The sequence below is a fragment of the Ruegeria sp. CDSB086 genome, from assembly GCF_059611065.1.
This window is the reverse complement of sequence record NZ_JBXWOV010000006.1, coordinates 258,991-271,111: the sequence shown is the minus strand read 5'-3', so window position 1 is coordinate 271,111 and position 12,121 is coordinate 258,991. Positions and strand designations below refer to the sequence as shown.

Annotated in this window: 13 protein-coding genes and 1 tRNA gene; 6 read left to right on the top strand and 8 right to left on the bottom strand. The window is 57.5% G+C overall.

The genetic code is table 11. The annotated features are described in order from the left end of the window. Positions 1-11 precede the first annotated feature (11 nt). Together dgcA and dgcN are read right to left on the bottom strand one after the other, a co-directional pair. The gene (dgcA, locus tag AC2FIO_RS14325) at positions 12-977 is read right to left on the bottom strand and encodes an N-acetyl-D-Glu racemase DgcA (protein ID WP_496698447.1); all 966 of its coding nucleotides are present in this window, start codon (positions 975-977) and stop codon (positions 12-14) included. Positions 978-1,051: 74 nt separating this feature from the next. After that, a complete protein-coding gene (gene dgcN / locus AC2FIO_RS14320; RefSeq protein ID WP_058279014.1) occupies positions 1,052-2,053 on the bottom strand; it encodes an N-acetyltransferase DgcN in 1,002 nt (333 codons plus the stop codon). 295 nt (positions 2,054-2,348) lie between these two features. Here dgcN and AC2FIO_RS14315 point away from each other — a divergent pair, with 295 nt between their 5' ends. Then, on the top strand, positions 2,349-3,308 hold the full coding sequence (locus AC2FIO_RS14315; protein WP_058279015.1) for an L-malyl-CoA/beta-methylmalyl-CoA lyase: 960 nt from the start codon (positions 2,349-2,351) through the stop codon (positions 3,306-3,308). 41 nt (positions 3,309-3,349) lie between these two features. On the opposite strand, the gene AC2FIO_RS14310 is transcribed toward AC2FIO_RS14315, so the two are convergent. Next, complete coding sequence (locus tag AC2FIO_RS14310) at positions 3,350-3,925, bottom strand: PA14 domain-containing protein (protein ID WP_109312215.1); 576 nt, start codon at positions 3,923-3,925, stop codon at positions 3,350-3,352. A gap of 115 nt (positions 3,926-4,040) precedes the next feature. Continuing rightward, positions 4,041-4,493, bottom strand: coding sequence for an Lrp/AsnC family transcriptional regulator (locus tag AC2FIO_RS14305; protein WP_058273360.1), 453 nt, complete (start codon positions 4,491-4,493; stop codon positions 4,041-4,043). Positions 4,494-4,566: 73 nt separating this feature from the next. Between AC2FIO_RS14305 and AC2FIO_RS14300 the strand changes: the two genes are divergently transcribed. The 3 genes from AC2FIO_RS14300 to AC2FIO_RS14290 all read left to right on the top strand — a co-directional run bounded on the left by AC2FIO_RS14300 (position 4,567) and on the right by AC2FIO_RS14290 (position 7,149). Next, positions 4,567-5,163 carry a LysE family translocator gene (locus AC2FIO_RS14300; RefSeq protein ID WP_109312213.1) on the top strand — a complete coding sequence of 199 codons (597 nt, stop codon included), beginning with the start codon at positions 4,567-4,569 and terminating at the stop codon, positions 5,161-5,163. A 238-nt stretch (positions 5,164-5,401) separates the two neighbouring features. Further along, positions 5,402-6,085 (top strand): hypothetical protein, encoded by a 684-nt coding sequence (locus AC2FIO_RS14295; protein WP_496698442.1) that lies wholly within the window; start codon positions 5,402-5,404, stop codon positions 6,083-6,085. Positions 6,086-6,186: 101 nt separating this feature from the next. Continuing rightward, entirely contained in the window at positions 6,187-7,149 is a 963-nt protein-coding gene (locus AC2FIO_RS14290) for an acetyl-CoA carboxylase carboxyltransferase subunit alpha (RefSeq protein ID WP_108861352.1), read from the top strand. Positions 7,150-7,153: 4 nt separating this feature from the next. Here the strand turns inward: AC2FIO_RS14290 and AC2FIO_RS14285 are convergent, their stop codons facing one another. The 3 genes from AC2FIO_RS14285 to AC2FIO_RS14275 all read right to left on the bottom strand — a co-directional run bounded on the left by AC2FIO_RS14285 (position 7,154) and on the right by AC2FIO_RS14275 (position 9,766). Then, entirely contained in the window at positions 7,154-8,281 is a 1,128-nt protein-coding gene (locus AC2FIO_RS14285) for a lytic murein transglycosylase (RefSeq protein ID WP_496698440.1), read from the bottom strand. Positions 8,282-8,392: 111 nt separating this feature from the next. After that, on the bottom strand, positions 8,393-9,040 hold the full coding sequence (locus AC2FIO_RS14280; protein WP_058279022.1) for a GntR family transcriptional regulator: 648 nt from the start codon (positions 9,038-9,040) through the stop codon (positions 8,393-8,395). A gap of 30 nt (positions 9,041-9,070) precedes the next feature. Beyond that, positions 9,071-9,766: a M48 family metallopeptidase gene (locus AC2FIO_RS14275; protein ID WP_058273366.1), complete on the bottom strand. Its 696-nt coding sequence runs from the start codon at positions 9,764-9,766 to the stop codon at positions 9,071-9,073. 100 nt (positions 9,767-9,866) lie between these two features. On the opposite strand from AC2FIO_RS14275, the gene AC2FIO_RS14270 reads away from it, so the two are divergent. Further along, positions 9,867-10,193 carry a TIGR02300 family protein gene (locus tag AC2FIO_RS14270; RefSeq protein WP_108861356.1) on the top strand — a complete coding sequence of 109 codons (327 nt, stop codon included), beginning with the start codon at positions 9,867-9,869 and terminating at the stop codon, positions 10,191-10,193. Between the two features lie 142 nt (positions 10,194-10,335). Then, positions 10,336-10,411, top strand: a tRNA-Ala gene (locus AC2FIO_RS14265). A gap of 222 nt (positions 10,412-10,633) precedes the next feature. On the opposite strand, the gene AC2FIO_RS14260 is transcribed toward AC2FIO_RS14265, so the two are convergent. Then, positions 10,634-12,052, bottom strand: a complete 1,419-nt coding sequence (locus AC2FIO_RS14260) for an MFS transporter (RefSeq protein ID WP_496698437.1) — start codon at positions 12,050-12,052, stop codon at positions 10,634-10,636. Between the last annotated feature and the right edge of the window lie 69 nt (positions 12,053-12,121).

Here is a 12,121-nt window from a genome sequence, read left to right as displayed (position 1 = left end):
GTCTTGTCTCCTCAGCCCCAGAGGTCCGCTTTGGGCGGGTGCACTCCGGCATCATCAAAAATCAGCGGGTTGTCGCGGTCTTCGGCCAGCAGAAGCGGGCCGTCAAGGTCTGTCACCATCACACCCTGTGCCAACAGTGTCGCAGGTGCCATAGCCAAAGAGCTGCCAACCATGCAGCCGACCATCACGCGATAGCCTTCAGCCAGCGCCTGCTGGCGCAGGGCCAGCGCCTCGGTCAGGCCGCCCGTTTTATCCAGTTTGATGTTGACTACATCGTACTTACCCTTGAGGCCCGGAAGGCTTGTGCGATCATGACAGGACTCATCAGCACACACCGGCACAGGGCGCTCCATTCCAATCAAGGCGTCATCTTCCCCGGCGGGCAAAGGCTGCTCGACCAGGGCCACACCCAAACGCATCAGATGCGGGGCAAGGTCGGCATAGACCGCAGCTGACCAACCTTCGTTGGCGTCCACGATGATCGTGGCATCTGGTGCGCCTGAGCGCACAGCCTCCAGCCGGGGCATGTCATCCGGTGTGCCCAATTTGATCTTCAGCAAGGGCCGATGCGCATTGGCTGCGGCCTGCGCCTGCATCTTTTCCGGGGTATCCAGCGACAGCGTATACGCTGTGATTTCTGGCCCCGGAACCGACAGCCCGGCCAGATCCCAGGCGCGCTTTCCAGCGCGCTTGGCCTCTAGGTCCCAAAGGGCGCAATCAACCGCATTCCGCGCCGCCCCGGCAGGTAAAAGGTCCATCAGGCTGTCACGGGTAAACTCGGCAGGCAAAGCTGCGATCTCGGCTTCGACCGAATCCAGCGTTTCATCGTACCTGGCATAGGGCACGCATTCGCCCCACCCCTGATGGGTACCGTCAGAAATCCGAACCGTCAGCACCTTGGCCTCGGTCCGAGACCCGCGCGAGATCGTAAAGACCTGCGCCAGCCGAAACACGTCACGAGAGACTTCTACCTGCACGCGCCAGCTCCTTCATCTTTTTCAAAATACTTTCGCCGAAGGCGGACAAGCCCGCCTCCGACGCGCCGCTTAGATCACAGTGCGGCCAGCGCATCCACCAGCTTGCCCGAACCAAAGCGGAACGGGTCAGTCGCGGGCAGGCCCATATCGGCCTCAACCTTGGCCAGATATGCGGTGGCGTCCTCTTCGGACATGTGCTGCGTGTTGACCGAAATACCAACGACCTGGCAATCCGGGTTGGCAACCTTGGCCAGACCCAATGCCGTGTCGCGCAGCGCTTCCAGGGTCGGCAACTGATAGGTCGGCAGACCACGCATATGGTCGCGGGTCGGCTCGTGGCTCAGGATCAGCGCATCCGGCTGGCCGCCGTGGATCAGCGCCATGGTCACACCGGAATAAGACACGTGGAACAGCGACCCCTGCCCTTCGATCAGATCCCAGTGATCGTCATCGTTGTCAGGCGTCAGCCATTCGACCGAACCGGCCATGAAATCGGCAATGACCGCATCCAGCGGCACACCGTCCCCGGTGATCAGAATGCCTGTCTGACCGGTTGCGCGGAAGGTCGACTTCATGCCGCGCTCGCGCATCTCGGCATCCATCGCCATCGCCGTGTACATTTTGCCGACAGAGCAATCGGTGCCAACAGCCAGACAGCGCTTGCCCTTGCGCTTGATGCCGTTTGCAATCGGGTATTCCACCGAAGGTACGCGAACATCGTGCAGCTTGCGGCCGGTGGCTTCAGCAACAGCCACCAGATCGGGTTCGTCGCATAGCAGGTTGTGCAGACCAGAGGCCAGGTCAAAGCCTTCCTCCAACGCCATGACCAGAACCTTTTTCCATTCCTGGCTGATCACGCCACCACGGTTGGCAACGCCGATAACCAGCGTCTTGGCGCCGGCTTCTTTCGCCTCGGTCAGGGACATGTCGGTCAGGCCCAGATCGGCCTTGCAACCTTCCATACGGTACTGGCCAACGGCATTCTCAGGACGCCAGTCCTTGATGCCGATTGCAACTTTGGCCGCCAATTGGTCGGGCGCATCGCCCAAAAACAGCAGGTACGGTGTCTCGATCATTGCGGTTTACTCCTTTGATTCTGGCGCAATCTAGGGGACGATTTCCACGAGTGTTTCGCGTTTTCGTCTGACAACGCCCCGTCAGGTGGGAAATTTTTGCGCCTTCTTCCTAAATGGCGCACTAATCTTTCAAGTTTCCAAAGCGATTAAACTTTAATCACTGTTTTGACCCTGTATTGCGGCAATTGCTGCGATTGCATTGCCGCACCTGCACAAAGATGCTTGCTATGGCTTGCGCAATTTAATACCCCATGAGGCAAGAAAATCGTAATTTCCTTTCTCGCACGAGGTCCAGATGAGCTTTCGCATCCAACCCGCCGCCCCCGCGCGCCCCAACCGTTGCCAGTTGTTCGGACCGGGATCAAACACCAAGCTGTTCCCGAAAATGGCCGCGTCGGCCGCAGACGTAATCAACCTCGACCTTGAGGACTCGGTCGCGCCGTCGGACAAGGACGCCGCGCGCGCAAATGTGATCGAAGCGCTGAACACCGTCGATTGGGGCAACAAATACATGTCCGTGCGCATCAACGGACTGGACACACCCTATTGGTACCGCGATGTGGTGGACCTGCTGGAACAAGCCGGCGACCGGCTGGATCAGATCATGATCCCCAAGGTCGGCTGCGCGGCAGATGTCTACGCCGTAGACGCGCTGGTCACCGCCATCGAGCGCGCCAAGGGCCGTACAAAGCCCGTCAGCTTTGAGGTCATCATCGAATCCGCAGCTGGCGTTGCCCATGTCGAAGAAATCGCGGCCTCGTCTCCGCGCATGCAAGCGATGAGCCTGGGTGCAGCAGATTTTGCAGCCTCGATGGGGATGCAGACCACCGGTATCGGCGGCACGCAGGAAAACTATTACATGCTGCGCGAAGGTGAAAAACACTGGTCCGACCCGTGGCATTGGGCGCAGGCTGCCATTGTTGCTGCATGCCGGACACATGGCGTTCTGCCCGTGGACGGACCCTTTGGCGACTTCTCAGACGACGAAGGTTACATCGCGCAAGCGAAACGTTCGGCTACCTTGGGTATGGTCGGAAAATGGGCGATCCACCCCAAGCAGATCGCGTTGGCCAACCAGGTCTTCACCCCGTCGGATGAAGCCGTGTCCGAGGCACGCGAAATCCTGGCTGCGATGGAGCAGGCCAAAGCCAATGGCGAAGGCGCAACCGTTTACAAGGGCCGTCTGGTCGACATCGCCTCGATCAAACAGGCCGAGGTGATCGTGGCGCAGGCCGAATTGATTGCCGCGAACTGATATAATTGAATAAGGCGTCCTTAGGGGCGCCTTATTTGGGCCTAACGGCCAAAGACGTCGTTAGGCGTCCATGTAAAACGCTCACCTTTCTTTCCTGACTTCATCATCAGGCAAGATGTACCGAGCTTCTGAAAATAGATTATCTTCAGCGGATACCAGCCCGCCTTCGGCACCTCTACTTCAGTTCGTTGATTGGCCTCACACCCCTGAATACTATTGACTTTGCCGATCTGCTGCCCGCCGACCCAGGCATCGATTCCATCGTTTGACCATGTCTCCAACTCGTAAACGCCCGGTGAGTCAAAGCGCATGTAACCGGTGATTTCTGCAGCGACATTATAGTGGTGGTCGAATGTCAAAACATCCTCGCCCTCGTTTGTATCCCTATAATCCAAACCGATCAGCGGCTGCCCCGGCTGGGCCTTAGGCAATAACTGCTTGGCATGAGTGAGATTGCGGATTTTGCGCTGAGTACCAGTTCCCACATATTTTACATTCAATCCCGCTTTTGGACTGGGTTGCGGACTGGCGGGCTGTAATTTGAGCGGCGCGGCCACTGCTGAACTGGCGATAAACGCCGCAGCTGCTATCAGCGCTCCAATGCGAACAAATTTCATTATCTTCTCCCTGTGTGTGGCCTGTTGGGGTTGTTCCCCTTCGATCAGGTCCTTGAGAAGACACTAGGCTGTGAAAATTCACCCGGCAAGCCGGTTGAAGATAACAATTCAAACGTCAGGCGCGCATATCTTTGGGTGAATCCATCACCACATAAGACGTGATCGACGTCACATGCGGCAGTGTTCCCAGAACTTCGGTGTGGAATGTCTTGTACGAAGGTAAGTCCGCGCATTCCACGCGCAACAGGTATTCGATGGTCCCCGTGATATTGTGGCATTCGACCACTTCCGGCACACGTTGAAGGGCGCGTTCGAACCCTTCCTGGGCAGCTTTGGTATGTTCACCCAGCCCAACGCCGATATAGGCGACGAATCCGACACCAATCTCGGATGGATTCAAGACTGCGCGGTAGCCCGAGATTACACCCGAACGCTCCAGCTCCTGCACGCGGCGCAGGCAGGCAGAAGGAGACAACCCTACCCGGTCCGCCAGATCCAGATTACTGATGCGGCCGTCTTGCGAAAGTTCTCGCAATATTTGCTGATTTATGTGGTCAATTTTCGCCATTGATTGTGATATTAACGAGATCGCGCATTAAAACGCAATTTCATTTGTTCGGTTTGCAGCAATTATCCAACTTATGACCTACGATATCCTTCTGGCCCTGATCGCCTTTGCTTTTGTCTCGTCCATTACACCTGGACCCAACAACCTGATGCTGATGGCGTCTGGGGCCAATTTCGGATTTCGAAAGAGCATCCCGCACATGCTGGGGATCGGGCTTGGGTTTACCTTCATGGTGCTATTGGTCGGCACCGGGCTGGTGCAGCTATTCGACAGATATCCGATCAGCTACACGGTGCTGAAATTCGCCTCTGTTGCATATCTTCTGTTCCTTGCTTGGAAAATCGCACATGCCGCCCCGGCGAAGGGGCAAAACACGACAGGCACGCCGATGACGTTCCTGCAGGCAGCAGCCTTTCAGTGGGTCAACCCAAAGGCCTGGGCCATGGCCCTGACAGCCACAACCGCCTACACACCTGATCAGACCCTTCAGGCGATCATTGTGGTGGCCCTTGTTTTCGGGGCAGTCAACCTGCCCTCGGTCAGCACATGGACCGTTCTGGGACAGCAAATGGCGCGCATCCTGACAAACCCGCGCCGGTTGATGGTTTTTAACTGGACAATGGCGGCTCTGCTCGTCGGCTCGCTCTACCCGGTTCTATACCCGAACTGAGCAATTTCAGCGGCAGGTCTTCAGCCTGATTATCGTGAACGTGGGCCAACACTCGCAAAACGCGGTCTTCATAACGGGTCGTCATCAGCATCCTTTCTATTTGCCCCCCCCTACGGATGCATATGCCGCAGCCACAAATCTCGCTGAATTCACATCGGATAACACACGTAAGAATGTTACACTGGGCGTATTACTCTCGAGATCAATAGATTATTCAACATGGTAAATGAGGACTGATATGAACAATCCATCTCGCCCGCTCCACCAAATCCTGTTTGCCGCCATCCTTGCCGCAATGCCGGCTATTGCGCAGGCCGATGACGTCCAGACACAATCCATTATTTCTGAACGTGTCAGCCAGCATAACCCGGCGCCCGAAGCCTATATCAAGGATCGCCCAATCCTGGGCTGGCAGCTGAACAGCGATGACTTCGACGCCATCCCCGAGGCGATCCGCGACAACCTCGGTTCGGTTGATGGCACCAGTTACGATCAGGCTTACCTGACCGAGAATACCGGCTCGATCATTGCGCTGCAGTTCCGCAAGGATGGCCCGGACTTCTACATCATCGGAAAGAGCACGTTTGACGAGGCCTACGAGCTGGTTTCCCTGGACGATGTTGCCGCCAAGAATACGCGCCTGATCGAACGGCTGGACATGACCCCTGAGGTCAAGGCGATGTTCGAAGATCAGGCGCCCGGCATTGTCGGCGCGCTCAAGACAACACCGGTTGATATGCTGCGCCTGTCAGATCTGGGATATGCAAAAAACGATGCTCTGACCATTCAGGCCCCATGGGGCGAACAGACCAAACCCGAAGGCGCGGACGCATTTCTGGTCTGGGACAGCGGCGAGAACCAGTACTACATGGTGAACGCTGACGAAAACGGCCTACCGTCCAGCTACGTACCTGTGAAGTGACCCATACCGACGCAGTCCTTGATCTGGGCCCGCTTTACCTTGTGTTGCATTCCTCTGACAGCAAGTTCATATAGCATGGAACTTCCGCGTTGAGAGGCGTCATGACCCAGTATCTGGATTTCGAAAAACCCCTGGCCGAGATCGAAGGCAAGGCCGAGGAACTGCGCGCGCTGGCCCGTGCCAACGAAGAGATGGACGTGGCCGAAGAAGCCGCTGCGCTGGACGCCAAGGCTGCCAAGCTGCTGGACGAGCTTTACGGTGACCTCACTCCGTGGCGGAAATGTCAGGTCGCGCGTCACCCCGAACGCCCCCATTGCCAGGATTACGTGGCAGAGTTGTTTACCGAATTCACGCCGCTGGCAGGTGATCGCAACTTTGCCGACGATCTGGCTGTGATTGGTGGTCTGGCCCGTTTCGATGATCAGCCTGTCATGGTGATCGGACACGAAAAAGGCTCGGATACCAAATCGCGGATTGAACGAAATTTCGGCATGGCCCGACCCGAGGGGTATCGCAAGGCCGTGCGCCTGATGGAAATGGCCGGACGTTTCGGTTTGCCCGTCATCACCCTGATCGACACGGCCGGCGCATATCCGGGCAAAGGTGCCGAAGAACGCGGTCAGTCCGAGGCCATCGCACGGTCGACCGAGATGTGCCTGAAGATCGGCGTGCCTTTGGTGTCTGTGATCATCGGCGAAGGTGGTTCCGGCGGTGCGGTGGCATTTGCCACGGCAAACCGCGTCGCGATGCTGGAGCATTCGGTTTATTCGGTGATCTCGCCCGAAGGCTGCGCGTCGATCCTGTGGAAAGATTCGGAGAAAATGCGTGAGGCCGCCGAAGCCCTGCGCTTGACCGCACAAGACCTGCAAAAGCTGGGCGTCTGTGATCACATCATCACCGAACCCAAAGGCGGCGCACATCGCGACCGCGCCGCAACGGTCGACTCTGTACGTGGCGCCATTGCTGCCATGCTGAAAGAGCTGGATGGCAAGGATGCGGCAGCCCTGATCAAGGACCGCCGCCAAAAGTTCCTGGATATCGGGTCTAAAGGGTTGGCGGCATAAACCGTCAGCCGCCGAGCTGGCGCAACAAAGCCGCTGAAGGCTCCCCGGTTACGGCGAAACCACTGGCGCGTTGATACGCGCTGATGGCAGATTTCGTGTTGTTGCCGATAACCCCATCCGCGCCCTGCGTGTCGTACCCTGCGGATGTCAGACGGCGCTGCAGCTCTTTTCGATCCTCCAGCGTCAACCCGGTCGCATCTGGACCGAACGAAGCCTGAAACGGCGCACCACCGGCGATCCGGTCAGACAAATGCCCAACGCCGATCGCGTAGCTGTCCGAGTTATTATAACGCTTGATCACCTGGAAATTGCGGAACACCGCAATACGCGGCCCCGGCGTTTGCGGCTGTAACACCGCGACCGGTGTCCCCGAAACAGTGCCAGCTTCGCCGCCCCATGGCTGTCCGCGCACCCAGCCAGCCCGCGCCAGATAGGCAGCGGTCGAGGCCAAAGAATCCGTGGGGTCCTCGGACCAGATGTCCCGACGGCCATCACCGGTGAAATCCACCGCATAGGCCAGATAAGACGTCGGGATGAACTGTGTGTGCCCCATCGCCCCGGCCCAACTGCCGGTCATGTTCGCGGGCGTCGTGTCACCCTCTTGAATGATCTTCAGGGCAGCAATCAGTTGTTTTTCAAAAAACGCGCCGCGACGACCGTCATAAGCCAGGGTCGACACTGCCGACACCACCGGCACGTCCCCCCGGCGAGATCCATAACGGCTTTCCAGGCCCCAGACGGCAACGATAACCTCTTTATCGACGCCGTACTTTGCCTCGATCTCTGACAGGGTTCCTGCATGGCGCACCAGCATCTGCTTGCCGGTTGCTATCCTTTCATCGGAAGCTGCAATCGCCAGATAATCCTCAAGCGAGCGTTTGAATTCGACCTGATTGCGATCTCGTTCGATCACGCCCGGCAGGTACCCCGCCCCCTGAAAGGCCCGATTGATGGTGGTCTGAGAAATACCTTGCGAGGCCGCGCGGGACTTAAAGCCGGCAACCCAGGCGTCATAGCCTGCGTTGGGGACGGCCTGCATCCGCGTTGCCGGGGCGCTAGTTGGCGTGCCACCGGAACAGGCGGCCAAAAACGTTGACCCAAGTCCAACTGAAAATAGGCGTCGATTGATCATGTCTGAAATCTGCTCTTGTTGTGATTTGGGTCAGAGTATCGCAGACCAAGTGCGCAAGCTAGTTCTGCGGTGCTTGGAAACGGCAACCCGATCACTTCGGCGACAAGCCGCTTAACTTACCAGCATCCGCAGCCCTTGCGTCACATCAGACCGTACAGCCAGCCTCAATCCGGGCTCATCCCCCGCCTTCAACGCCGCGATGATCAGCTTGTGATAATGCGGCGGCTCTGTCCGCCGCAACCGCCCATAGAGCGCCCGCATTGTTGGCCCTAGTTGAAGCCATACCGTTTCCACAATGGCCAGCATCGCCGGAGCCTGAGCACGCAGATACAGCGTGCGATGGAATTCCAGGTTCGACCGGATGTAACCGACGGCATCCCGTTTCGTGACCATTTCCGCGACGGTCATGTTGATACTCTGCAATCGGTCGATCAGGGCCATATGTGCACGGGGCAATGCGCGACTGGCCAGTTCGACTTCTAGCAGTGCACGCAGGGCTGCCAGCTCTTCGATACGGTCATTGGTCAGCTCGGGCGTGGACACCCGACCCGAAGAAGACAGGAACAGCGCCCCTTCGGCCACCAGTCGCCGCACCGCTTCGCGCGCAGGCGTCATTGAGACATCAAATTCCTTGCCGATGCCGCGCAGGGTCAACGCCTGCCCGGGCGCTATGTCGCCGTGCATAATACGTGAGCGCAGGGCTCGATAGACCAGATCATGAGCTGCGGGTTGGGTGTCGGTTGGGCGAGCGCTTAACATATCCCCATGTGATCACAAATTGCCGCGCGGTCAACTCGTCGCGCTATCAAATCTATACTGGTGAAGCTGCGCCCCGTTGTCGCGCAGCCAGCGCCTTTGGGCTTTGCAGTCACCAAACAGGCGCTCGACCTGCGCCCAGAACGCGGTGGAATGGTTCATTTCGGCCAGATGTGCGACCTCATGCGCGGCGACATAATGAAGGATGTCCGATGGCGCGAGGATCAGGCGCCACGAAAACATAAGACCACCAGTCGAACTGCACGATCCCCAACGAGACCGCGTATCGCGCAAGGTCAGGCTGGAATAAGGTCGGCCCAGCATTGCCGCATAATCGTCGCAGGCCTCGGTCAGGCGATCCCGCGCCAGCTCCTTTAGGAACCGTGCCAATCGCCGGGCTTCGGCCCCTTTGGGGATTGCAACCTCTGCGTCCCGCAGCAGAACGCGTCGGCCCTCTGCCGGTACGATTCGCCTCTCTTTGCCTTCAATGGGGATTGATTGCCCGAATCCCACGGCCAATGGGTTGGGTCTGTCCTCAAGATGCTCACGGATCCAGTTTTCCTTGACCTTGGCGAAATTCAGCGCCTCGGCTTCTGCGACACCTTTAGGGTAGGTCAGTGTAACCCGCCCGTCCAATTGAGAAATTCGCAAGCTGATACGCCGCGCCCTGGCCGATTTGCGCAGCGTTAGCGGCACCGGCGGTTTTCCGGGCAATGCGTGGTCCCCCATGTGCCTGTTTCTCCTGCTCAAAGGCTTTGACAGTGCCCGCTGCATGTGGCACGTGACCTGAATCATTACTACGACTCACCTGATATCAAGGGGATCTGAAATGCCCAAGGAAGAATGGGGTGTAAAACGCGTTTGCCCGACCACCGGTAAGCGGTTTTACGACCTGAACAAGAACCCGATCGTCAGCCCCTACACCGGCGAGATCGTGGAGCTTGAAACCGGCAAGAGCCGGATGATCGCCGCAGATGCGGAAGATGCCGCGTCGGCAAAAGCACGCGAAAATGCGTCGGAAGAAGATCTGGTTCTGGACGATGACGACAGTGTCGACGTCGAGCTGGACGATGATCTGCTGGATGATGATGACGACAGCAGTGACGACGTTTCGCTGGACGAAATCACCGATATGCCAGCAGAAGAAGAAAGCTAAAACCGGTCCGGGGCGGCCGTTGCGCCGCCTCAAACTACCCCCGGATGCGAGGCAGAATCTTTTCCGCATAATCCATTTTTGGACTTGCGCTCATTGCCGTCGTCTCATAAACGTCCGTCCACCGCTTCAGCGGTACCTGGAAGGGGCCTTAGCTCAGTTGGGAGAGCGCTTGCATGGCATGCAAGAGGTCAGGGGTTCGACTCCCCTAGGCTCCACCAAACTCTAACAACACAACTAGATGCAAGCATTCCAGCGGTGTGACACACAGGTGTGACACAAAAGGAAGCAGCATGCGTATCTCTCACTGTCCAGACACGGCATTTATTACTCCCGTTGGCCCCTAACCATTGCCGTTTCAAAGCCCGTTCTCATCAAAGAGTGTGATTTCCGGTTTTTCCACAATCGCCCCACAGTTAGCGGCCCCGCTTTCCTCAACCATCTTACTCAGCTGGGTTAGGTGCCTCGCGGGCGTGCCGAACTTGGCCGCAAATCGCCAATCCCATGGCGATCAGGGCCAAACATGCAGTGGCTGTAAAGGTCATCGAAAAAGCATGTGCAATATCCGCAACCGGAGCATTCGCAGTATCTCCCGTCCCGACTATGGCAACAAACAGTGTGGATATAGCAGAAGCACCCGTCATCAGACCCAAATTCCGCGAGAGCCCGAGGAGGCCAGAGAGTCGGCCACGCTGTTCCCTGGCAGCGTGGATCAGAACTGCTGTGTTGTTGGCGGCAAGAAAAAGTTGAAAGCCAGGCGTCAGCATGATGAGTGAGATCAAATAGCCGCCGACTCCGAAGTATCGCGGCAGGTATGCCAAGCACAGCAGACCAAACGTGGTCTGCACAAGGCCGATGATCATCGCGCGATCTGCGCCAACCCGATCTGTTACCCAACCGGCCGGAACACCGACGAGCGCGGCGACCAATGGCCCCACCGCCATAACCAAACCAATGGCTGCATCGTTCAATCCCAGAGAAAAAGCTAGATAGAACGGACCAACAACCAAAGTTGACATCATGATTGCACTGACCAGCAGGTTCATCAAAAGCCCGATACTTGTTCTCTGGTCGCGGAGCAATTTCATGGGCACCAGTGGAGAGGCCACACGGGCTTCGACCATCCCAAACACGACGATTGCGATCAAAACAGTGAAAATAAGCACGCCCGGAGACAACGGAATGCTTGATGCCCCACCGCTGGTTGCCACCGCGTAGGCTGAGAGAGCTATCACCAACACAAAGGTTCCCGGAAAATCCAACTTTCGGAAAGATACGGTCCTCCGTTCGCAATCGCGCGTGATAGAGGCGACAGACAGACAAAGCGTGACACTGGCGAACCCGGCAAGAAACCAGAATGCCATGCGCCAGTTGCCCATAGCAAGTAGCACACCACCCAGCGAGGGGCCCAATGCAGTCCCGGCAGCGGAAGTCGTCCCGAGCAACCCCATCGCTGTGCCCAACCTCTCTGTCGGGACGAGATCACGTGCGATAGACATCGGAAGCGCGATCAGGATCGCTCCGCCAAGCCCCTGCAACGCACGTCCAGCGATCAACAAGCTGAGGCTCGGAGCCGTCGCGCTTAATACTGACGCTGCTATAAAAACGATGAGACCTAAAACCAGCAAGCGACGATGGCCGAATAGATCGCCAAGCCGTCCGGCCGATACAACGGCGATGGTCACTGATGTGAGATAAGCCAGCATGACCCATTGCACCTCCGACACTGTCGCGGAGAAGCTGTGTGCCAGTGTCGGAAGCAGTACCGCCGCTATACTGATTCCCAATGAGGCGGTCAGTGTCGCCGCAGCGAGGGCAATCAGGATGGGAGTGGGATTTTGTGCCTGTATCGCATCGGTCATCGTAAATTCTCTTGTCTCGTGTACCAGTGAGAAGTTACTCTGCCACTTCAAGTCAACTTGAGGTCAACC

Bases quoted from the DNA above. Each gene is read 5' to 3' on its own strand.
- AC2FIO_RS14300 (WP_109312213.1), top strand. From the start codon at position 4,567: ATGACCTACGATATCCTTCTGGCCCTGATCGCCTTTGCTTTTGTCTCG.
- AC2FIO_RS14270 (WP_108861356.1), top strand. From the start codon at position 9,867: ATGCCCAAGGAAGAATGGGGTGTAAAACGCGTTTGCCCGACCACCGGT.
- AC2FIO_RS14260 (WP_496698437.1), bottom strand. From the start codon at position 12,052: ATGACCGATGCGATACAGGCACAAAATCCCACTCCCATCCTGATTGCC.
- dgcN (WP_058279014.1), bottom strand. From the start codon at position 2,053: ATGATCGAGACACCGTACCTGCTGTTTTTGGGCGATGCGCCCGACCAA.
- AC2FIO_RS14310 (WP_109312215.1), bottom strand. From the start codon at position 3,925: ATGAAATTTGTTCGCATTGGAGCGCTGATAGCAGCTGCGGCGTTTATC.
- AC2FIO_RS14280 (WP_058279022.1), bottom strand. From the start codon at position 9,040: ATGTTAAGCGCTCGCCCAACCGACACCCAACCCGCAGCTCATGATCTG.
- AC2FIO_RS14275 (WP_058273366.1), bottom strand. From the start codon at position 9,766: ATGGGGGACCACGCATTGCCCGGAAAACCGCCGGTGCCGCTAACGCTG.
- AC2FIO_RS14315 (WP_058279015.1), top strand. From the start codon at position 2,349: ATGAGCTTTCGCATCCAACCCGCCGCCCCCGCGCGCCCCAACCGTTGC.
- AC2FIO_RS14305 (WP_058273360.1), bottom strand. From the start codon at position 4,493: ATGGCGAAAATTGACCACATAAATCAGCAAATATTGCGAGAACTTTCG.
- AC2FIO_RS14295 (WP_496698442.1), top strand. From the start codon at position 5,402: ATGAACAATCCATCTCGCCCGCTCCACCAAATCCTGTTTGCCGCCATC.
- AC2FIO_RS14290 (WP_108861352.1), top strand. From the start codon at position 6,187: ATGACCCAGTATCTGGATTTCGAAAAACCCCTGGCCGAGATCGAAGGC.
- AC2FIO_RS14285 (WP_496698440.1), bottom strand. From the start codon at position 8,281: ATGATCAATCGACGCCTATTTTCAGTTGGACTTGGGTCAACGTTTTTG.